20 protein-coding genes and 1 pseudogene are annotated in these 19,023 nt (G+C 73.3%); 11 read left to right on the top strand and 10 right to left on the bottom strand.

What is annotated here, in order from left to right:
• The first annotated feature begins 147 nt into the window (after positions 1–147).
• Together AC27LF_RS01680 and AC27LF_RS01675 are read left to right on the top strand one after the other, a co-directional pair.
• Positions 148–759 (top strand): ArsR/SmtB family transcription factor, encoded by a 612-nt coding sequence (locus tag AC27LF_RS01680; RefSeq protein WP_479660232.1) that lies wholly within the window; start codon positions 148–150, stop codon positions 757–759.
• Positions 756–2,081 carry an MFS transporter gene (locus AC27LF_RS01675; RefSeq protein ID WP_479660231.1) on the top strand — a complete coding sequence of 442 codons (1,326 nt, stop codon included), beginning with the start codon at positions 756–758 and terminating at the stop codon, positions 2,079–2,081. Before AC27LF_RS01680 ends, AC27LF_RS01675 begins: the two co-directional genes overlap by 4 nt.
• A 155-nt stretch (positions 2,082–2,236) precedes the next feature.
• On the opposite strand, the pseudogene AC27LF_RS01670 reads toward AC27LF_RS01675, so the two are convergent.
• From AC27LF_RS01670 to AC27LF_RS01645, 6 genes and pseudogenes are all read right to left on the bottom strand, one after another.
• Positions 2,237–2,461 (bottom strand): annotated as a pseudogene (locus tag AC27LF_RS01670) (ATP-binding protein); the annotation flags it as partial.
• 125 nt (positions 2,462–2,586) lie between these two features.
• Positions 2,587–3,612 (bottom strand): alcohol dehydrogenase, encoded by a 1,026-nt coding sequence (locus tag AC27LF_RS01665; RefSeq protein ID WP_479660230.1) that lies wholly within the window; start codon positions 3,610–3,612, stop codon positions 2,587–2,589.
• Between the two features lie 107 nt (positions 3,613–3,719).
• Complete coding sequence (locus tag AC27LF_RS01660) at positions 3,720–4,133, bottom strand: VOC family protein (RefSeq protein ID WP_479660229.1); 414 nt, start codon at positions 4,131–4,133, stop codon at positions 3,720–3,722.
• Between the two features lie 119 nt (positions 4,134–4,252).
• Complete coding sequence (locus tag AC27LF_RS01655; RefSeq protein ID WP_479660228.1) at positions 4,253–5,062, bottom strand: SAM-dependent methyltransferase; 810 nt, start codon at positions 5,060–5,062, stop codon at positions 4,253–4,255.
• Between the two features lie 43 nt (positions 5,063–5,105).
• Complete coding sequence (locus AC27LF_RS01650) at positions 5,106–5,357, bottom strand: DUF397 domain-containing protein (protein ID WP_479660227.1); 252 nt, start codon at positions 5,355–5,357, stop codon at positions 5,106–5,108.
• Positions 5,354–6,226, bottom strand: coding sequence for a helix-turn-helix domain-containing protein (locus AC27LF_RS01645; RefSeq protein WP_479660226.1), 873 nt, complete (start codon positions 6,224–6,226; stop codon positions 5,354–5,356). The genes AC27LF_RS01650 and AC27LF_RS01645 overlap by 4 nt, the downstream gene beginning before the upstream one ends.
• A gap of 311 nt (positions 6,227–6,537) precedes the next feature.
• Between AC27LF_RS01645 and AC27LF_RS01640 the strand changes: the two genes are divergently transcribed.
• A complete protein-coding gene (locus tag AC27LF_RS01640) occupies positions 6,538–6,984 on the top strand; it encodes an ATP-binding protein (RefSeq protein ID WP_479660225.1) in 447 nt (148 codons plus the stop codon).
• Positions 6,985–7,600: 616 nt separating this feature from the next.
• On the opposite strand, the gene AC27LF_RS01635 is transcribed toward AC27LF_RS01640, so the two are convergent.
• Positions 7,601–7,807, bottom strand: a complete 207-nt coding sequence (locus AC27LF_RS01635) for a ferredoxin (protein WP_479660224.1) — start codon at positions 7,805–7,807, stop codon at positions 7,601–7,603.
• Positions 7,808–7,838: 31 nt separating this feature from the next.
• A complete protein-coding gene (locus AC27LF_RS01630; protein WP_479660223.1) occupies positions 7,839–9,056 on the bottom strand; it encodes a cytochrome P450 in 1,218 nt (405 codons plus the stop codon).
• Between the two features lie 190 nt (positions 9,057–9,246).
• Here AC27LF_RS01630 and AC27LF_RS01625 point away from each other — a divergent pair, with 190 nt between their 5' ends.
• The 6 genes from AC27LF_RS01625 (at position 9,247) to egtD (ending at position 15,400) form a co-directional block, all read left to right on the top strand.
• The gene (locus tag AC27LF_RS01625) at positions 9,247–9,747 is read left to right on the top strand and encodes a MarR family winged helix-turn-helix transcriptional regulator (RefSeq protein ID WP_479660222.1); all 501 of its coding nucleotides are present in this window, start codon (positions 9,247–9,249) and stop codon (positions 9,745–9,747) included.
• Positions 9,748–9,868: 121 nt separating this feature from the next.
• Complete coding sequence (locus AC27LF_RS01620; RefSeq protein WP_479660221.1) at positions 9,869–10,315, top strand: type II toxin-antitoxin system PemK/MazF family toxin; 447 nt, start codon at positions 9,869–9,871, stop codon at positions 10,313–10,315.
• A gap of 693 nt (positions 10,316–11,008) precedes the next feature.
• On the top strand, positions 11,009–12,352 hold the full coding sequence (gene egtA / locus AC27LF_RS01615) for an ergothioneine biosynthesis glutamate--cysteine ligase EgtA (RefSeq protein ID WP_479660220.1): 1,344 nt from the start codon (positions 11,009–11,011) through the stop codon (positions 12,350–12,352).
• Complete coding sequence (gene egtB / locus AC27LF_RS01610) at positions 12,349–13,665, top strand: ergothioneine biosynthesis protein EgtB (RefSeq protein WP_479660219.1); 1,317 nt, start codon at positions 12,349–12,351, stop codon at positions 13,663–13,665. Before egtA ends, egtB begins: the two co-directional genes overlap by 4 nt.
• A complete protein-coding gene (gene egtC / locus AC27LF_RS01605; RefSeq protein ID WP_479660218.1) occupies positions 13,665–14,441 on the top strand; it encodes an ergothioneine biosynthesis protein EgtC in 777 nt (258 codons plus the stop codon). Before egtB ends, egtC begins: the two co-directional genes overlap by 1 nt.
• The gene (egtD, locus tag AC27LF_RS01600; protein ID WP_479660217.1) at positions 14,438–15,400 is read left to right on the top strand and encodes an L-histidine N(alpha)-methyltransferase; all 963 of its coding nucleotides are present in this window, start codon (positions 14,438–14,440) and stop codon (positions 15,398–15,400) included. Before egtC ends, egtD begins: the two co-directional genes overlap by 4 nt.
• A gap of 30 nt (positions 15,401–15,430) precedes the next feature.
• Here egtD and AC27LF_RS01595 read toward each other — a convergent pair whose 3' ends face one another.
• Entirely contained in the window at positions 15,431–16,687 is a 1,257-nt protein-coding gene (locus tag AC27LF_RS01595; RefSeq protein WP_479660281.1) for an extracellular solute-binding protein, read from the bottom strand.
• A gap of 257 nt (positions 16,688–16,944) precedes the next feature.
• On the opposite strand from AC27LF_RS01595, the gene AC27LF_RS01590 reads away from it, so the two are divergent.
• Positions 16,945–17,160 (top strand): dodecin, encoded by a 216-nt coding sequence (locus tag AC27LF_RS01590; RefSeq protein WP_479660216.1) that lies wholly within the window; start codon positions 16,945–16,947, stop codon positions 17,158–17,160.
• Positions 17,161–17,196: 36 nt separating this feature from the next.
• On the opposite strand, the gene AC27LF_RS01585 is transcribed toward AC27LF_RS01590, so the two are convergent.
• A complete protein-coding gene (locus tag AC27LF_RS01585) occupies positions 17,197–17,685 on the bottom strand; it encodes a phosphatase domain-containing protein (RefSeq protein WP_479660215.1) in 489 nt (162 codons plus the stop codon).
• Positions 17,686–18,005: 320 nt separating this feature from the next.
• On the opposite strand from AC27LF_RS01585, the gene AC27LF_RS01580 reads away from it, so the two are divergent.
• Positions 18,006–19,019, top strand: a complete 1,014-nt coding sequence (locus AC27LF_RS01580; protein WP_479660214.1) for an LLM class flavin-dependent oxidoreductase — start codon at positions 18,006–18,008, stop codon at positions 19,017–19,019.
• The last annotated feature ends 4 nt before the right edge of the window (positions 19,020–19,023 follow it).

The following is a 19,023-nucleotide window of genomic DNA, read 5'->3' as shown; positions in this document are numbered from 1 at the left end:
GGACGCGGGTGGTCCCAGAGACAGGGACGCGGGTGGGCCCGCAGGCGCGGACGCGGAGGGGCCCGGAAAACCGCAAACAGTTCTTCGCGAAGAAATCTTTGCGAAGAGGTCTTTGCGAAGAACTGTTTGCGGTCTAGGGTGCCCTGCATGACGAACACGGAGGAGAAGCCGGACGCCCCGTCCGGCGCGGCGGACTCGGTCGTCCTGGACGCCAAGGGGCTGCGCGCCCTGGCCCACCCGGTGCGCGTACGGCTGCTCGGACTGCTGCGGATGTACGGCCCGTCCACGGCCACCCGCCTCGCGGAACGCCTGGGCGTGAACTCCGGGACGGCCAGCTACCATCTGCGCCAGCTCGGCGCCGCCGGATTCGTCGAGGAGGACACGGAGCGGGGCAACGCCCGCGAACGCTGGTGGCGTTCGGTGCACCGGGTGACCGAGCTGAACGACCCCGAACTCGCCGAGCGGGAGCCGGCGGCCACCCTGGCCTATCTCCAGTCGGTCGCCGCGACGTACGCGCTGCGCACCCAGCAGGCGCTGAACGAGCTGGAGACGATGCCCCGCCCCTGGCGTGACGCGTTCAGCCTGAGCGACGAGGCGCTGCGGCTGACGCCCGACGAGGCCGTCGCCCTGCGCGAGGAGCTATGGGCGGTGATCGCCCGCTACCGCCGGGACACGCGGCAGGCGAAGGCGCAGGCCCCCGCGGGGGCGGAGCGGTTCTCCGTCATCGCCCATTTCCTGCCCGAGGTGGACACACCGTGACGGACCGCGTGCCGAAGGCCGGCGACGGGTCGGCGAAGCGGTCGGCACGGGCGCTGGGCGGGGTGCTGGCCGCCATGGCCGTGTCGCTGACCGGGACCCGGGTGTCCGCCGTCGCGCTGCCCTGGTTCGTGCTCGTCACGACCGGCAGCGCCACCCGGACCGGACTGGTCGCCTTCGTCGAGATGACCCCGTACGTGCTGGTCAAGGCGTTGACCGGGCCGCTGGTCGACCGGTTGGGCCCGCGGGCCGTGTCCTGGACCACGGATCTGGCCAGCGCCACCGCCTGCGCGGCGGTCCCCCTGCTGTACGGCCTCGACCTGCTGTCCTTTCCGCTGCTGCTGGCCCTGGTCGCGGTGATCGGCGCGGCCCGCGGGCCCGGTGACCTGGCGAAGGAGGTCATGGTCCCGGAGGCGGCCGAGCGCGGCGGCATGCCGCTGGAGCGGGCCACCGGGCTCGCCGGGGTGACCGAGCGGCTGGCCGCCACCGTCGGACCTGCGGCCGGTGGCGCCCTGGTGGCCCTGGTGGGCCCGCTGACCGGGCTCGCCGTCAACGCGGCCTGTTTCGCGCTGGGTTCGCTGCTCATCAGGCTGGTCCTGCCGCGCGGCACGGGGCGGGCGGCCGAGGAGGCGCTGCCGGGGGACGGGGAGACGGGAGCGGGCTACTGGCACCGGTTCGGCGAGGGGCTCGCCTTTCTGCGCGGCGAGCCGCTGCTGTTCACCGTCATCCTCATGCTGGGTGTCACGAACCTGCTGGACGCCGCGCTCGGCACGGTACTGCTGCCCGTCTGGGCCAAGGAGTCGGGCGGCGGGGCCGCCGCGATCGGTCTGCTGGGCAGCGCGATGGGGGCCACGGCGGTGGCGGGCAGCCTGATCGCGGCGATCGCCGCGCACCGGCTGCCGCGCCGGGCGGTGTTCGTCGTCGGGTTCCTGCTGGCCGGGGCGCCGAGGTTCCTGGTGCTCGCCTCGGGGGCGCCGCTCGGCGTGGTCGTGGCCGTGTTCGCCGTGGGCGGGTTCGGGGCGGGGTTCATCAACCCCATGCTCAGTGCCGTGCTCTTCGAGCGGGTACCGCGCCGCATGCTGGGCCGGGTCAACGCGCTCGGCGACTCGCTGGCCTGGGCGGGCATACCGCTCGGCGGGCTGCTGGCCGGGGCGGCGGTGGCCGCCGTGGGGCTCGTGCCGGTGCTGCTCGCCGGTGGGGCCGCGTACTTCCTCGCCTCGAACCTGACCGCGCTGCGACCTGAGTGGCGGCAGATGCGCCGCACGGGCACGCGAAACACCCCCGAGCCCACCCCCGACCCGACCGACCCCCAGCTCACGTCCTGACCTCACCCCGCCGGCTGCCCGCCGGATCCGGCGTCGGGGGGCGAGGCAAGGCAGCGCGACCCCGAAGGCGCCACGCCACCGGAGGCGGACGCGACGACGGTGGCCGTGCCGCCCGGCCGCCCCCGAGCCCGCCACCCCCCACTCACGGCCTGACCTCACCCGCCGGTCACCCGCCTGTCCGGCACCGACCGCGTGGGGACTGCGGCGAGGCGAGGCAGCCGGATGTGGAACGCCGCGCCGCCGGTGGTGGACTCGCCGGCGGTGAGCGTTCCGCCGTGGCGGTGCACGGCGTCACGGGCGATGGCGAGGCCGAGTCCCGCGCCGCCGTCGCCCCCGCTGCGGGACTCGTCGAGGCGGACGAAGCGTGCGAAGATCCGTTCCCGGTCACCCGGCGCGATGCCCGCGCCGTCGTCCGCGACGACGGCCGCGACGACGGCTGACCGGCCGGCCCCGCAGTCCCTGGCCGGGTCCCGCCCGCGCGTCGGGGACGCGTCGCGGTGGGGCGTCAGGCGGGGGTGAGCACCATCCGGAACCGCGCGCGTCCGGAGAGCATCTTCCGGTACGCCTCGTCGGCCCGGTCGAGCGACACGATCTCGGTCATCGGCCGGATCCCGTGCAGGACGCTGAACGCCATGGTGTCCGCCACGTCCTGCGCGGTGCCGGAGGGGTGGCCGCGGACCACCCTGCCGGTCATCAGCAGCTGGACCGGGCTGATCCCGAGCGGTTCGTCCGACGCACCGATGACGACCAGTTCGCCGCGGGGCGCGAGCCCGTCCACGGTCTGGGTGATCGCGGCGGAGTCGCCGGCGGTGGCGAGCAGCACCTTGACCCCGCCGAGCGAGCGCAGCGCGTCCGCGACGGGCGTGCCCGACGTGCTGTCGACGTAGTGGTGGGCGCCGAGCTGCTTGGCGAGGTCGGCCCTCTCGGGCCCGCGGGCGATGGCCACGGTCTCGAAGCCCATGGCGACGGCGTACTTGACCGCGAGGTGGCCGAGGCCGCCGATGCCGAGCACGGCGACCAGGTCGCCTGGCCGGGCGGAGCTGCGCCGCAGCCCGTTGAACGTGGTCACGCCCGCGCAGGCCATGGGCCCCGCGTCGGTCGCGGCCAGGCCCTCCGGGATCCGGGCCAGGGCGTCGACGGGGGCGACCACCGTCTGGGCGAAGCCGCCGTCGTAGGCCCAGCCGGGGACCTTGAGGTTCACGCAGACGACGAAGTCGCCCCGCCGGCAGGGTGTGCAGTGGCCGCAGCTGCCGCCGAACCAGCCCACCGCGACCCGGTCGCCGACCCGCCAGCCCTTGTCGCGCGTGCCCTCGCCCAGTTCCTCGACGCGCCCGGCGATCTCGTGCCCGGGCACCACCGGGAACCGTACGCCGGGCATGGCGGCGTTCACGAAGAAGGCATCGCTGTGGCAGACGCCGCAGGCTTCCACGGCGATCCGGACGTGGCCGGGGCCCGGGTGCGGCCGGTCCCGCTCGACGATCTCGAACGGTCCGCCCGCGGCGGGCACCTGCGCGACGGTGTAGCTGCTCATGTGACGCTCCGGGAACGAGTGCGACGGCCCCGTGAACCAGCACACCAGCTTCCAGCCGATCGCGCGCGCCGAGCGGCCCCGCGCTCGGCGGATCCGCGCCGGGCGGGTCAGCTCCGCGGCTGTGCGATGTCGACCATCCAGGGCACGCCGAAGCGGTCCGTGCACATGCCGAAGACATCGCCCCACATCTGCTCCTCCAGCGGCAGGGACACCGTGCCGCCGGCGGACAGCTTCTCCCAGTAGCCCCGCAGCTCGCTGTCGTCGTCACCGCTCACGCTCACCGCGAAGGCGTTGCCGACCGTGTGGTCGAGGCCGGGCGGGGCGTCGGCTCCCATCAGGGTGAAGCCGCTCGGGGTCTCCAGCATGGCGTGCATGATGCGGTCGGCGCCCGGGGCGTCCGGCTCCCCGAATTCGCCGTACGTGCTGACGGTCAGGGTGCCGCCGAAGACGTCCCGGTAGAACTCCATCGCCTGCCGGGCGTCGCCGCTGAAGCTGAGGTAGGGGTTGAGGCGCGTGGCCATGGGAACCTCCGGCACATGAGTGGGTGGTCACTGGCTCGCACCGTAACGCGGACCACCGGCAACGGCCCGCCGAGGGCGTCCCCGGGCCCGCCGGCGACGCCCCGCGGCCGTTCCTGTGGCTACGCCTTGATGCCCACGCCCGCCCAGAGGCTGACCTCGGCGTCCGTGAGCGCCTGGGCCCCGTCGGAGGGCCGCCAGCGGTGCCCGACGGTGATGCCCGGGTCGATCAGGTCGAGCCCGTCGAAGAAGCGGGCGACCTCCTTCTGGGCGCGGAACTGCACCGGGGTCCCGGCGTTGGTGTAGATCGCGGTGACCTTCTCCCAGGTGGCGGGGTCGAAGTCGGGCGTGCAGTGGCTCAGGGCCAGTGCGCTGCCGGCGGGGAGTGCGTCGAGGAAGCGGTTCACGATGCCGTACGGGTCCTGCGCGTCGGTGATGAAGTGCATCAGCGCGTTCAGGGACAGCGCGACCGGCTGCTCGAAGTCCAGCACCTCGGCCAGTTCCACGGCCGCGAGCAGGGACTCCGGGTCGTTGACGTCCGCCTCTATGTAGGTGGTGCGGCCCTGCGGGGTGCTGCGCATCAGGCGCTCGGCGTACTTGAGGACGAGCGGGTCGTTGTCGGCGTAGACCACCCGGGCCTCGGGGACCTCGGACTGGGCGACCTGGTGCAGGTTCGGCTCGGTGGGGATGCCGGTGCCGATGTCGAGCCACTGCCGGATGCCGTGCTCCCGGGCCAGCACCCGGGTGGCCCGGTGCATGAAGGCTCGGTTCTCCCGGGCGCACACGAAGATCCCGGGGTAGGCGTCGGCGACGGCCTCGGCGGCCCGCTTGTCGACCTCGAAGTGGTCCTTGCCGCCGAGGTAGTAGTCGTACATCCGGGCCGAGTGCGGCCTGCTGGTGTCCAGGTCCCGGCCGGCGTGGCTGTTGTTCATCCTGTCCCTTTCGGAGTGAGCGTCGGTGTACCGGCGGGCCGGTTCAGCCGACCGTGAGGTGGTCGGCCATGCCCTGTTTGACCCCGCGGACGAAGGCGCTGATCTCCTCGGGTGTGTAGATCAGCGCGGGTCCGGCCGGGTCGGTCGACTGGCGGACGGCGACCCGGCCGTCCGCGAGTTGCTTCGTCTCCACGCACTGACCGCCGTTGGGCCCGCTCCACGGGTGCTCCCAACCCTGCTCGCCCAGCTCCAAGGCCGGCATCCCGTTGTAGACAGTGTTGTCGGTGGTGGTCATGAGTACTCCTTGCGCATGCGGTTCAAGAGCACCTTGCTGTCCTCGGACGAGGTCAGCAGTGACATGCGGGTGTGCGCCTCCAGGTGGGCGACCACGTCCTCGCGTTCGTCCAGGTACATCGAGGCGGACAGGATCTCGCTGTAGACGATGTCGGGCAGTTCCGGTTCCTCGAACCGGAAGTAGGTGAACGGAGCGCACGCTCCGACGTGGGCGCCGGCGGCGAAGGGCACGATGTCGATGCTGACGTGGTCGAGTTCGGACGCCTCCAGGAGCCGGTCGATCTGCTCGCGCATCACCTGGGGGCCGCCGACCGCCCGGTGCAGCACGGCCTCCTCCATGACCACCCACAGGGTGGGCGCGTCCGGCTTCTCCAGCAGGCCCTGGCGGCGCAGCCGCAGGTCGACGCGGCGCTCCAGCTCCTCGTCGCTGCCGTTGGGGATGCCGCCGCGCAGGACGCCGCGCGCGTAGGCGGGCGTCTGGAGCAGGCCGGTGACGTAGTGGGGTTCGTAGGTGCGCAGGGTCTTCGCGCCGGTCTCCAGACTCACGTACGCCGTGAACCAGTTGGGCAGCACATCACGGTAGGCGTGCCACCAGCCGGGCTCGTTGGCCCGCTCGGCCATGGCGACGAACTCGTCTATCTCCTGCCGCCCCGCCCCGTAGGTCTCCAGCAGCTTCTCGACGTAGAGCGGTTTGAGGGCGACCTCGGCCTTCTCCAGGCGCCTGATCGTCAGCGGCTTGACGCGCAGCGCCTTGGCCGCGTCCTCCAGCGAGGCGCCCGCCTGCTGCCGCATGTCCTGGAGGCGACGGCCGAGGATCATGCGCAGGACCGTGGGTGCGCTGGTTCCGGTGCCGGACCTGCCTTCGCTCACGTCCTACCTCCTGAAGAACCGTCACCCATCCGAGTCTGACAGTGACTTGGAGAGAACGCCAGACCGATACCGTCTCGCTGAAATTATCAGAGAGTCGGTTGCAGCATGAAGTGAGTGCCGAGCATAGTTGAGCATGTGAGCGAACTCGCCGCAGCTGTGGTGTGCCGTCAACTTCTGTTGATCAGACGGAAGGTGACGCCTCGGGCGTTCGAAAGACAACGGGTCACCCCCTGAACGCGCCCCTCGCCCATGGGGTTTCCCGTAGCTGACCAGGCCCCGCCCGCGCCCGTCCCCCTTGGAAGGCGATCTCCGTGACCCCCCACACGACCTCCACCGTCCACCGCGGCACCGCCCATGCGCCGCACCGTGAGCACTGGTTCGGCCTCCCGGCGCTGGTCACCAGCGTGAAGGCCGCGCGCGACACCGTGCGCGAGCGGCTGTGCGCCTGGCGGGTGCCGGGCGACCTGTGCTGCGACGCCGTACTGCTGGTGTCCGAGCTGACCACCAACGCGGTCATCCACACGGACAGCACCCGATTCCTGTGCGGCATAGCGCTGGCCGGCGACGAGTGTCTGCGCATCGAGGTGCACGACGACGACCTCACCGCCCGCCGTCCGGCCGGGCGCCGGCCCGGCCCCCGCGACGAGGGCGGCCGGGGCCTGCTGCTGGTCCACCAGCTCGCCGTGGCCTGGGGAGCCGACCGGTCACCCCGGACCGACGGCACGGTGGTCTGGGCGGATCTACGCGCCGACGCCTGACCGACCCGAGGGGGCCCGGCGGGCCCTCGGACAACGAAACGGGCCGGGGCACCGCGCCCTCGCGTCGACCTGGCCGTCGGGGGTGACGGCACGACCGACGCCGGCGCGGTACCAAGCGGGCCCGGTGAAGCACGCTGCGGTTCGACAGCGCCCCGAAGGGGCGGGGCGGCAAGGAGCCGTGCGGCAACGCGCCGCCGGCAGCGATGCCAGGGCCGAAGGCCGGGAAACCTGGGGGGTCTTTCCGGCCGGTCCGGCGTCGGCCCGTGACCACTCGAACCACCGGCGGGCGCCGTTTCGTTGTCGCGGTGGGGCAGCGGGCCCGGTCGGGTCTCGCGCGCCCGCGGTGTCCAGCGGCCCGGCTGGTGCGTCGGTGTGCGCGGGAGGCTGTCGCCGCCAGTGATCATCGGGGAGCGAGCGGTGTCCGGCTCGGCGAGCAGGGGTGAGCCGTCCGGGGCCATGGCGAACCTCGGACGTGGCGGCTCCGTGCGGGGCGAACGCCAGGCCCGTGCGAACTCCTTTGCCGGTGGGGCGGGTTGGGGCCGCGTGTGGTTCGGGGGCGGCCGGGGCCCGTCCCGTCGGACCGGCCGGGGCCGCCAGGCCGCGTACTCCGGCCGGCTCAGGTGTCCGGGTCGTCGGTCACCGTGATGGCGCCCGCCGGGCAGACGGCCGCCGCCTCGCGCACGGACGCGTGCCACTCCGGCGTGGGCCGCGCGTCGAGCAGGACGACGACGCCGTCCTCGTCGCCCTGGTCGAACACCTCGGGCGCGGTCAGCACGCACTGTCCCGCACCGCAGCAACGGTCTTGATCCACGCTGACCTTCACGGGTTGTCCCCTTCCTTCGGGTGCGGTCCGGTCACCAGTCCACCGGCACCGCGCTCAGTCCGCCCACCAGGAGCCCCTGGACGCGCGGCAGTTCCTCGGCGGGCACCGCCAGCCGCAGGGTGGGCAGCCTGCGCAGCAGGACCTCCAGGGCGACCTGGAGCTCCGTGCGGGCCAGGGCCTGCCCCAGGCAGGAGTGCGGCCCGGCGCCGAAGGTCAGATGCGGGTTCGGGGACCGGGTGAGGTCCATCCGGTCGGCGTCGGCGAAGGCCCGCTCGTCCCGGTTGGCCGCGGGCATGCTGCACACGACGGTGGTGCCGCTCGGCAGCAGCTCCCCGTCGATCTCGATGTCCTCGGTGAGGTGCCGCCGCATGCCGAAGCCGAGGTTGGCGTCGAACCGCAGCGACTCCTCCACCGCGGTGCGCACCAGGGAGGGGTCGGCCAGCAGCCGCTCCCACCGGCTGCGGTCGGCGAGCAGCATGGAGACCATCTTGCCGATCATGTTCGCGGTGGTCTCGTGGCCCGCGACCAGCAGGCCCATGCCGGTGGCGATGAGTTCCTGGTCGGTCAGCCCCTGACCGTCCGTCCCGCTCTCCTTGATCAGCATGCTGAGCAGGTCGTCGCCGGGCCGCGCCCGGGTCGCCTCGATGTGGGCCGACATGTACGCGATGAAGTCGTCGTGCGCCGCCCTGGTGTGCTCGCCGGAGAAGCGGGTGACGTTCAGGAAGGCGTCGGACCAGTGGGAGAAGCGGTCGCGGTCCTCGGCGGGCACGCCGAGGATGTCGCAGATGACGTAGACGGGCAGCGGGAAGCCGAGACCGGCCTTCAGATCACCGGGCCGGCCGCGCCGGATCATGTCGTCGACGAGGTGTTCGGCGGTGCGCACCATCCCGGGGCGCAGTGCCGTCATGCGCTTGGCGGTGAAGTACTTGCCGACCTGGCGCCGCCACCGCTGATGGGGCTCGCCGCGGTCCGGCAGGGTCAGCGCCCCGTCGCCGTCGGCCGCGGGGCCGCCCACGCCCTCGGGGGCGATGCGGGCGGCGCCGTCCCCGGCCTTGGGCCGGGTGAAGCGGGCGTCGGTCAGGAGTGACTTGACGTGGTCGTAGCGGGTCAGATAGGCCGCCCGGTCCCCGCTGGGGAGTTCGACGGTGGCCACCGGGCACTGCCGGCGCAGCCGCTCCCATACGGCGGGGGGCTCCAGGGGGCTGTCGGTGGGCAGGGGCAGACGAAGGACCTGGTCGTCGGGGCGCATCCGGTTCTCCTCGTGGGGGGGGGTGGGAGATTCAGGGCGGGGGGTGTGGCGCGCAGACGCGCATGCGGTCACGCACGGGACGCTACTGTCATCGTGCATCATGCATCAAGTGTGCATGATGCACTTCTTCTCGCATGGCGTGTTCTCACCGTAGGGTGAGCCGACGGCCGCGGGGGACGGAGGAATCGGCGTGGACGCCCGAGAGGCAGGGGAACGCATCGAGCGGGAGCTGCTGATACTGACGCGCCACCGGGACATGCCCTCGCCCCGCGGTGTGCGCGGCGGCGACGAGCTGGATCGCAGCGCGTACGTACTGCTCAGCAGGCTGGAGGCACAGGGCCCGATGTCCGTGCCGGACTTCGTCGGGGCCTTCGGGCTCGCCGCGTCGACGTTCACCCGGCAGACCTCCGCCCTGCTGCGGCAGGGGCTGGTGGAGCGGACGCCCGACCCGGCCGGCGGGATGGCCCGCAAGTACCGGATCACCGAGGAGGGGCTGCGGCGTCTGGCCGTACAGCGCGCGGTCATGACCGACGGGCTCGCCCGGGTCGTCGCCGAGTGGACACCCGAACACCGGCGGCGCTTCATCGCGGACCTGCGCCGGTTCAACGCGGACATCGAACGCCTCACCCACCGCCCCTGGCCCAGAACCGACTCCCCCCGCCGCGCGGCCGTCGCCGACGAACTGCCCTGACACGGGGTTCCTGGTCACCGGCCCCGGCAGCTCGACGGGAACCGGACCCAGCAGCTCACCGCGGAGCGGACCTGATCCGGCCCCACGCGGGTCCTCCGGGGGCACACTCTAGGGTTTCCCCGTGACTGCCTTTACCGATGAAGACGTCCCGGGCCGCTACGGCCCCTCCGCCACCACCGAGGCCGATCCCCGCCAGGTGGGCCGGGTGCGCACCGAGTACGCGCCCGCACACGACGGCGACCCGGACCCCGGGGAGATCGTGTGGACCTGGGTGCCGTTCGAGGAGAACGACGGTCGCGGCAAGGACCGGCCGGTGCTGGTCGTGGCCCGCGAGGCGGCCGGCACCCTGCTGGCGGTGCAGCTGTCGAGCAAGCGGCACGACGGCGACCGGGAGTGGGTGGCGATCGGCAGCGGGCCGTGGGACCGCTCGGGGCGGGACTCCTGGGTGGACGTGGACCGGGTGCTGCGGCTGCACGAGAAGGGCATGCGCCGGGAGGCGTGCGCCCTGGACCGGATGCGGTTCGACCTGGTGGTGCACCGACTGCGGGAACGCTACGGCTGGCACTGACACACCCCGCACGCCCGCACGGCGCTGGACCGCACGTCGATACAGCCCCGCGTCCCCCTTGGGGCTCCCGCCGTCGGTCGGCTGCGGCTGCGTCGTGGCTGGTCGCGCAGTTCCCCGCGCCCCTTCGGGGCGCTGCTCAGGCGCCCGACGCCGCCGCGCACGGGCATGCGCACACGTGGTGTTCGCGAAGGCGCCACCCCGGCGTCCGGCGCCGCGTTCCGGGGGCCGCGGCGGACACGGTTGCGCAGGCTCGGCACAGGGCTCCTTCCGGGCCTGCGCGCCGGTGTTCGCCACCCGGATGGGGGTATCCACCGCTCGAACGAAGTCGGGAGCCTCGGGGACGGCCGGGGCGGCGTTCAGGACGGCGACCGGCGCGGCGGACGGCCGGGCCGCGGCACGCGGGCGCGCGCTCACGCCGCCACCCCCGTGGGCGTCCTGAGCGCGCGCCGTGCGCTCTCCCCCGCCGTGCTCACGTACGCATCGTGGGCGATGCTGGTGCTGCGGTGCAACGGGGTTTCCCCCGGGCCCGGGAACGTGCTGGAAACGCCCACGGAAACGGAGGTGACCGATCCGGAACGTCCGGTTGCGCACCCTTGTGCGATTCGCTCCCAGGGTCTTGGGTGGGACGAGTGCCCGCCCGGCCCCACCGGAATCCGGGCCGGTGGCATGGTGGAATCTCAGGAGGATCCCGACATGTCGGATGCATCTACCGCTTCGGCGAGCGACTGTACGGCCCACCGTACCGCCCTCACCGAGGCCGAGGTCGAAGCGCTCGTCCGCGGCATCTGTTTCAAGACGGGCCCGCCGCGCGCCCTCGGCGTGGAAGTGGAATGGCTCGTCCATGAGCTGCGCACACCGCAGCTCCCCGTGACACCCGAACGACTCGAAGCGGCCTACGCCGCACTGCGGTCCGTGCCCCTGAGGTCGGCGCTCACCGTCGAGCCCGGCGGCCAGCTGGAGCTGAGTTCGCCGCCCGCCGCCTCACTGATGGAGTGCATCGGCACCGTCTCCGCCGATCTCGACGCCGTCCGCGCGACCCTGCGCCGCGACGGCCTCCACCTGGTCGGCCTCGGCCACGACCCCTGGCACCCGCCGCGCCGGTTCCTGCGCGAACCCCGTTACGACGCGATGGAGGCATGCCTGGACCGTACGGGTCCGGCCGGCCGGCACATGATGTGCGCCTCGGCCTCCGTCCAGGTGTGCCTGGACGCCGGGCACGAGGAGCCCGGACCGCTCGGCCACGGGCGGCGCTGGTGGCTCGCGCACCAGCTCGGTCCGGTCCTGGTGGCCGCGTTCGCCAACTCGCCGCTGACCGGGCGGCGGCCCACCGGCTGGCTCTCCACGCGGCAACTGCTGTGGATGGAGATCGGGCCGGGCCGGGCCGGCGCGCCCCCGCCGGGCGGCGACCCGCGCGCCGCCTGGGCCCGGCACGTCCTGGACGCGCCGGTGATGTGCGTGCGCCGCGACGGCGGCCCGTGGACGGTCCCCGACGGGCTCAGCTTCCGCGACTGGACCCGCTCCCGCACGCCCCGGGCGCCCACCCGTGAGGACCTGGACTACCATCTGACGACCCTGTTCCCGCCGGTCAGACCGCGCGGCCACCTGGAGCTGCGCATGATCGACGCGCAGCCGGGCGAGGACGGCTGGATCGTGCCGCTCGCCGTGACGGCCGCGCTCTTCGACGACCCGCAGGCCGCCGAGACCGCCTACCGGGCCGTGAAGCCCCTGGCCGAACGCTCGCTCGCGCTGCCCGCGCCGCACAACCCGGTGTGGCTGGACGCGGCACGCTCCGGCCTCGGCGACCCCGAGCTGCACGAGGCGGCGGTCGCCTGTTTCACGGCGGCCCTTGAGGCCCTGCCCCGGCTCGGCGCCACCACCGAGGTCGTGGACGCCGTCGCGGCGTACCACGACCGCTATGTCCGCCGGGGCCGCTGCCCCGCCGACGACCTGCTCGACGCACTGCGCGCCCCGGACGGCCGGACCCGGCTCCGCCCGATGCGGGCGCACCCCGCCCATGGGAAGGACTTCCCCGCATGACCGCCCCCGAGATGGACGGCGAGGCCGTCCGCGACCGCGCGCTGGCCTCGCTCACCCGGGCCCGGACCCGCACCACCCTGCTGACCGACTGTGTCGAGGAGCCCGACCTCGTCGCACAGCACTCGCCGCTGATGTCCCCGCTGGTGTGGGACCTCGCCCACATCGGCAACCAGGAGGAGCTGTGGCTGCTGCGGGCGGTCGGCGGGCGGGAGGCGATGCGCCCGGAGATAGACAGCCTCTACGACGCCTTCGAGCACCCGCGCGCCGAACGTCCCACGCTGCCGCTGCTGCCGCCCGACGAGGCCCGCCGGTACGCGGCCGAGGTGCGCGGCCACGCCCTCGACCTGCTGGAGAGCACCCCGTTCCACGGGAGCCGGCTGACCGAGGCGGGCTTCGCCTTCGGGATGATCGCGCAGCACGAACAGCAGCACGACGAGACCATGCTGATCACCCATCAGCTCCGCACTGGAGCGCCGGCCCTGACCGCGCCCGACCCCGCCCCGGCGCCGCCGTTCGACGGACCGGCCGAAGTCCTGGTCCCCGGAGGCCCGTTCACCATGGGCACCTCCACCGAACCATGGGCGCTGGACAACGAACGGCCCGCGCACCGGCGCGAGGTGGCGCCGTTCCACATCGACACGGCCGCGGTGACGAACGCCGCGTACCAGGCGTTCATCGAGGACGGCGGCTACACCGACGAACGCTGGTGGGCACCGGCGGGCTGGGAGCACATCCGCCGGCACGGCATCGTGGCGCCGCTGTTCTGGCACCGCGACGGCGGGCAGTGGCTGCGCCGGCACTTCGGTGTCACCGAGGTCGTCCCGCCCGACGAGCCGGTGCTGCACGTGTCCTGGTACGAGGCGGACGCGTACGCGCGCTGGGCCGGGCGGCGGCTGCCCACCGAGGCGGAGTGGGAGAAGGCCGCCCGGCACGATCCCGTCCAGGGCCGCTCGACGCGCTACCCGTGGGGCGACGCCGACCCGGGGCCCGAGCACGCCAACCTGGGCCAGCGCCATCTGCGGCCGGCCCCGGCCGGCAGCTGTCCGGCCGGCGCGTCGCCGCTGGGCGTGCACCAGCTGATCGGCGACGTCTGGGAGTGGACGGCGAGCGACTTCCTGCCCTACCCGGGCTTCACCGCGTTCCCGTACAAGGAGTACTCGCAGGTGTTCTTCGGGTCCGACTACAAGGTGCTGCGCGGCGGTTCCTTCGCTGTGGACCCGGTGGCCTGCCGGGGCACGTTCCGCAACTGGGACTATCCGATCCGGCGGCAGATCTTCGCCGGGTTCCGCACCGCCCGCTCGGGAGACGTCTGATGTGCCGGCATCTGGCCTATGTGGGTCCTGAGGAATCGCTCGGCCGGCTCCTGGTGGACCCGCCGCACGGCCTGTACCGGCAGTCGTGGGCACCGCGGCGGCAGCGCTCCGGGACGGTCAACGCCGACGGTTTCGGGGTGGGCTGGTACGCGCCGGGCGACCCGGTGCCCGCCCGCTACCGGCAGCCCGGGCCGATCTGGGCCGATCCGTCCTTCGCGGACCTGGCCCGGGTGGTGCGCACCGGCGCGCTGCTCGCCGCGGTGCGCGACGCCACCCTGCCGGGCGCGGACGGCGCGGCCGCGGCGGCGCCGTTCGCCGGGGACCGCTGGCTGTTCAGCCACAACGGCGCCGTGGCCGGGTGGCCCGCGGCGGCGGCGCCGCTGGTCCCCGGTCTGCCGCCGGTGGAGATGCTGTCGCTTGAGGCGCGCACCGACTCGGCGTTCGTCTGGGCGCTGCTGCTGCACCGGCTGCGCGCGGGCGAGGACCCCGGCCGGGCGCTGGCCGGCACGGTCCGCGAGCTGGCCGAGGCGGCCCCGGCCTCGCGGCTCAACCTGCTGCTGACCGACGGCGCCGCCCTGCTGGCCACCGCCTGGGGCGACAGCCTCTGGTACCGCACCGGGCCGGGCGGCGGCACCGTCGTCGCCTCCGAGCCGTACGACGACGATCCGCGCTGGCGTGAGGTGCCCGACCGCACCTTGCTCAGGGCGGACCGCTCCGAGGTCCGGCTCAGCTCGCTCAAGGACCCGGCACCCGCACCTAAGGAGCCTTGCACGTGACTCCCCTGCACGTCACCCGCACCCTCCCGGAGGACGCCACGGACGCGGCGCTGCGCGCCGACGTACGCCGCGGCCTGACCGCCGACCCCAAGTCGCTGCCGCCGAAGTGGTTCTACGACGCGCGGGGCAGCGAGCTGTTCGAGCGGATCACCGAACTGCCCGAGTACTACCCGACGCGCGCCGAGCGGGAGATCCTGCTCGCCCGGGCGGACGAGATCGCCGCCGCGACCCGGGCCCGCACCCTGGTCGAACTGGGCTCGGGTTCCTCGGACAAGACCCGGCATCTGATCGACGCCCTCACCGACCTGCGCGTCTACGTCCCGGTGGACGTCAGCGAGAGCGCGCTCGTCGGGGCAGGCCGGGCCCTCATCGAGGAACGGCCGGGGCTCGCCGTGCACGCCCTGATCGCGGACTTCACGGCCGGGCTGACCCTGCCGCGGACGCCCGGCCCGAGGCTGCTGGCCTTCCTCGGCGGCACGATCGGCAATCTGCTGCCGGCCGAACGGGCCGCCTTCCTGGCCTCGGTGCGGCGGCTGCTGTCGCCGGGCGACGCCCTGCTCCTCGGCACGGACCTGGTCAAGGACGAGCGGACCCTGGTCCGGGCGTACGACGACGCGGCCGGGGTGACGGCCGCGTTCGACAAGAACGTGCTGGCCGTCGTCAACCGCGAGCTGGGCGCCGACTTCGATCCGGACGCGTTCGACCATGTGGCGCTGTGGGACGCGGAGAACGAGTGGATCGAGATGCGGCTGCGTGCCCGCACGGCCCAGAGTGTGAAGATCCCCGCGCTGGACCTCGCCGTGGACTTCGCGGCGGGCGAGGAGCTGCGCACCGAGGTGTCGGCGAAGTTCCGCGAGGCCGGGGTGACCGCGGAACTGGCCGCCGCGGGGCTGGGGTTGACCCACTGGTGGACCGACGCGGCGGGCCGCTTCGCGTTGTCGCTGAGCACAGCACGGTGAGAGGGCGAGCGGTACGAAGGTGAGGGGCCCTCACCCGAGGCCCGGGGTGAGCGCCTCGGTGATCCGTTCGGAGGCGCGGCGGGCCTCGGTCTGCGGGTCCGCGCCGCCGAGCACCCGGGTCATGTACTCCTTGATCGGGTTGTCGGCCTCGACCGCCGTCCACTGCGGTGTGTTGGGGGTCGCCCGGCCGTGTGCGGCACCGGCCGCCATGGCGGCGACCCCCTCCGCGCCGTCGACGGCGCCCGCCAGCGTCGTCTTGTTGGGCACGTAGTTCATGGTGCGGGCCAGTTCGGTGTTCCACTTGGCGCCGGTGAGCGCGGCGACGACGGCCACGGCACCGTCCGGGTCGTCGGTGTTCTGCGGCACGACCAGGTCGGAGCCTCCCGTGAACACGGACCCGGGCCGGTCGGCGCTCCGGCCGGGCACGGGGAAGTAGCCGAGCTTGCCCTTGAGTTCGGGGTTCTGCTGGAGGATGGACTGGGTGAGCCCGGGAACGGCCACGATCTGCGCCACCTTGCCGTCCGCGAACACGCCTGCCTGCGGCGGGTGTTCCTCGTCGGCGTCGACGGGGCCCGCCCCGAGCGCCTGGAGCCGGCGGTAGAAGTCCATGCCGCGCAGCGCGACCGGGGTGTCCAGGGTGCCCCGCCACAGGCCGTCCGTCTCCTCGGCGAGTTCCCCGCCCTCGTCCCAGATGAACCCGGAGAGCGTGTACCAGTCCTGGCCGGCGAGGTAGATGCCCTGGTTGCCGCCCGCGTTGAGCTTCTCGGTGTCCGTGAGCCACTCGTCGCGGGTCCTGGGCGGCCGGCTGATGCCGGCCTGCTCGAACAGGTCCTTGCGGTAGATGACGACGCGGTTGGCGGCGTACCAGGGGATGCCGAACTGGCGGGAGCCGTCCTGGCCGGGTTCGGCGAGGCCGGGCAGCCAGTGGCGCTTGTCCCAGTCGCGCATCGACTCCAGCGTCAGGTCGGTCAGCCGGCCGCCCTCGACGTACTGCGAGACCTGGGTGTTGCCGACCTCGATGACGTCGGGGCCGGTCCCGGAGTCCGCCCTGAGCGCCTTGTGCACCTTGTCGACGATTCCGGTCCATTCCTGGACGCGGAATTCGAGGCGGATGTCCTGGTGGCCGCGTTCGAAGTCCTTCCTGAAGCGGTCGAGGAAGTCCTGCGAGGCGCTGCCCTTCATCAGCCACACGGTGACCGTGTGGCGCTCGTCGCCGCCCGGCAGCATGCCGCAGCCGACGGCGAGGAAGGCGGACGCACAGCAGAGGGCGAGCAGACGGCGTCGCACCGGAACCTGTCTCACGAGGGGTCCTGTTCTGTCTGACGGACAGGGGGAAGGGGCCCGACGTGGGGGGACGAGCGGTGGCTCGTACGGGTGTGCTGATTTTGGTATGGACCAATGCGGGGGTCAAGTACTACCCGGAGGTACGGACCCGACGCCTCGCGCCCCGCCGCCGCATACGGCACGGTGGAGTGACACGCGCCACACCGACCGCGCGGCACGCGTCGCCCGGCGAGGGCCGGCAGACAACGTACGGAGCACGCATGTCCCACCACACCTACCGGGTCACCGAGATCGTCGGCACCTCGCACGAAGGCGTCGACCAGGCCATCCGCAACGGCATCGCCCGCGCCGCACAGACGCTGCGCAACCTGGACTGGTTCGAGGTGACGCAGGTCAGGGGTCAGATCGAGGAGGGGCGCATCGAGCACTACCAGGTCGGCCTGAAGGTGGGGTTCCGCATCGAGGACGAGGACTGAGGCCCCGCCCGCGCCGTCGGCCCGCCCACGGCCCGCTCAGGTGCGGCCCTCCCGCTCCTGGGCGTCCGCCAGCGCCGCGGACCGGTCGGCCCAGCGGGCGCGCACCACGGTGAACCCGGCCCGCTCGGCGTCGTCGCACACCAGCTCGTCGTCGTCCACGATGACCCGGACCTCACGGTCGCGGGCCAGCCGGCGCAGCATCTCCAGCTTGGTGAACCGGGCGGGCCTGCGGTCGGTACGGGAGCGCATGAGAAGCCGGCCCTCCGGCAGCCCCTGCGCGGCGAGCCAATCGAGCGTGTCGCGTCGGCAGCGTTCGGGCCGCCCGGTCAGATAGACGATGTCGCACTCCCCCGCGCTCTCCTTGACCAGCGCCACGCCCTCGGCGATCGGCGGGTCCTGCGGCGCGGCGGCGAAGAATCCGTCCCAGTCACGCGGCCTGCCCTCCAGAAACCGCTGCCGGTGCGCGGTGTCGGCAAGGGTGTTGTCAAGATCAAACACGGCCACCGGCCGCCCACCACTGTCCATCACCCACCTCACCTTAAGTGAAGGGGCGCGCGGAACTGCGCGAACAACCACCCACAACCCGCACACCCCGACGACGCTCAAGCAATCCGCCACCGCGGCCCCAGGGGCGCGGGGAACTGCGCAAAAAACCACCCACAACCCGCACACCCCGACGACGCTCAACCGATCCGCCACCACGGCCCCAGGGGCGCGGGGAACTGCGCAAAAAACCACCCACAACCCGCACGCCACAACCACGCCAAGCCACCCTCCGCTGACGGCCAAGGCCGGCGCCAGCCACCCTCCGGGAATCCCGGGGCCCCCACCGCGTTGACACCCATGTGAGCCCCCTGATCCACAGAACCCGGTTCTCCGTCCTCGACCGCTCCCGCACCCGCGAGGGCCACCCGCACGCCGAGGCGCTGCGTGACACCGTCGCGCTGGCCCGGGAGCTGGAAGCCCTCGGCTACCACCGCCTCTGGGTCTCCGAACACCACGGCGTGCCCGGCGTCGCCGGCTCCGCGCCGACGGTGCTGGCCGCGGCCGTGGCCGCCGCGACCCGCACGATCCGGGTCGGCACCGGCGGTGTGATGCTGCCCAACCACCAACCCCTGGTCGTTGCGGAGCAGTTCGGCGTTCTGGAGTCGCTGTTTCCGGGACGGATCGACATGGGCCTCGGCCGCTCCGTGGGTTTCACCGACGGGGTCCGCAAGGCCCTCGGGCGCGACAAGGACGCCGCCGAGGACTTCGCGGCGCAACTCGGCGAACTGCTCGGCTGGTTCACCGGCGGCTCACCGACCGGGGTGCACGCCCGCCCGGCGGAGGGGCTGCGCGTGCCGCCGTTCGTGCTCGCCGTGGGCGAGGGCGCGGGCATCGCGGCCCGCGCCGGGCTGCCCCTGGTCATCGGCGATCTGCGCGACCGCGAGCGGATGCTGCGCGGCATCGACGCGTACCGGACGGGCTTCCGGCCCTCGCCGTGGGCGGCACGGCCCTACGTGGTGATCTCGGGCACGATCGCGGTGGCCGGCTCCGAGGCGGCGGCACGGCGACTGCTCGTCCCGGAGGCGTGGTCCATGGCGTACTCCCGCACGCACGGCACCTTCCCGCCGCTGCTCCCGGCCGAGGCCGTGGAGGCCCGCGCCATGACCGCGAGGGAAAGGGGCTCCTACGAGTCCGCCCTGACCGGTCATGTCGCCGGCACCGAGGACCAGGTCGACAGCGAGCTGGAGACGGTGCTCAAGGAGACCGGGGCCGACGAGGTCCTGGTCACGACCAGCACCTACGACCGTGCGGCCCTGCTCGACTCCTACCGGCGCCTGGCCCGGATCGTGCGCCCCGCGACCGCCCCCGCGTGATCCG

The organism is Streptomyces diversicolor (assembly GCF_057537855.1).
Note: the sequence above shows the minus strand (reverse complement) of the source record. Positions and strands in the feature narration are given on the sequence as shown.

Coding starts and splice junctions, on each gene's coding strand:
- AC27LF_RS01680 (WP_479660232.1), top strand. CDS start 148: ATGACGAACACGGAGGAGAAGCCGGACGCCCCGTCCGGCGCGGCGGAC.
- AC27LF_RS01665 (WP_479660230.1), bottom strand. CDS start 3,612: ATGAGCAGCTACACCGTCGCGCAGGTGCCCGCCGCGGGCGGACCGTTC.
- egtB (WP_479660219.1), top strand. CDS start 12,349: ATGACCGCCCCCGAGATGGACGGCGAGGCCGTCCGCGACCGCGCGCTG.
- AC27LF_RS01660 (WP_479660229.1), bottom strand. CDS start 4,133: ATGGCCACGCGCCTCAACCCCTACCTCAGCTTCAGCGGCGACGCCCGG.
- AC27LF_RS01655 (WP_479660228.1), bottom strand. CDS start 5,062: ATGAACAACAGCCACGCCGGCCGGGACCTGGACACCAGCAGGCCGCAC.
- AC27LF_RS01630 (WP_479660223.1), bottom strand. CDS start 9,056: ATGCGCCCCGACGACCAGGTCCTTCGTCTGCCCCTGCCCACCGACAGC.
- egtA (WP_479660220.1), top strand. CDS start 11,009: ATGTCGGATGCATCTACCGCTTCGGCGAGCGACTGTACGGCCCACCGT.
- AC27LF_RS01585 (WP_479660215.1), bottom strand. CDS start 17,685: ATGGACAGTGGTGGGCGGCCGGTGGCCGTGTTTGATCTTGACAACACC.
- AC27LF_RS01590 (WP_479660216.1), top strand. CDS start 16,945: ATGTCCCACCACACCTACCGGGTCACCGAGATCGTCGGCACCTCGCAC.
- AC27LF_RS01650 (WP_479660227.1), bottom strand. CDS start 5,357: ATGACCACCACCGACAACACTGTCTACAACGGGATGCCGGCCTTGGAG.
- egtC (WP_479660218.1), top strand. CDS start 13,665: ATGTGCCGGCATCTGGCCTATGTGGGTCCTGAGGAATCGCTCGGCCGG.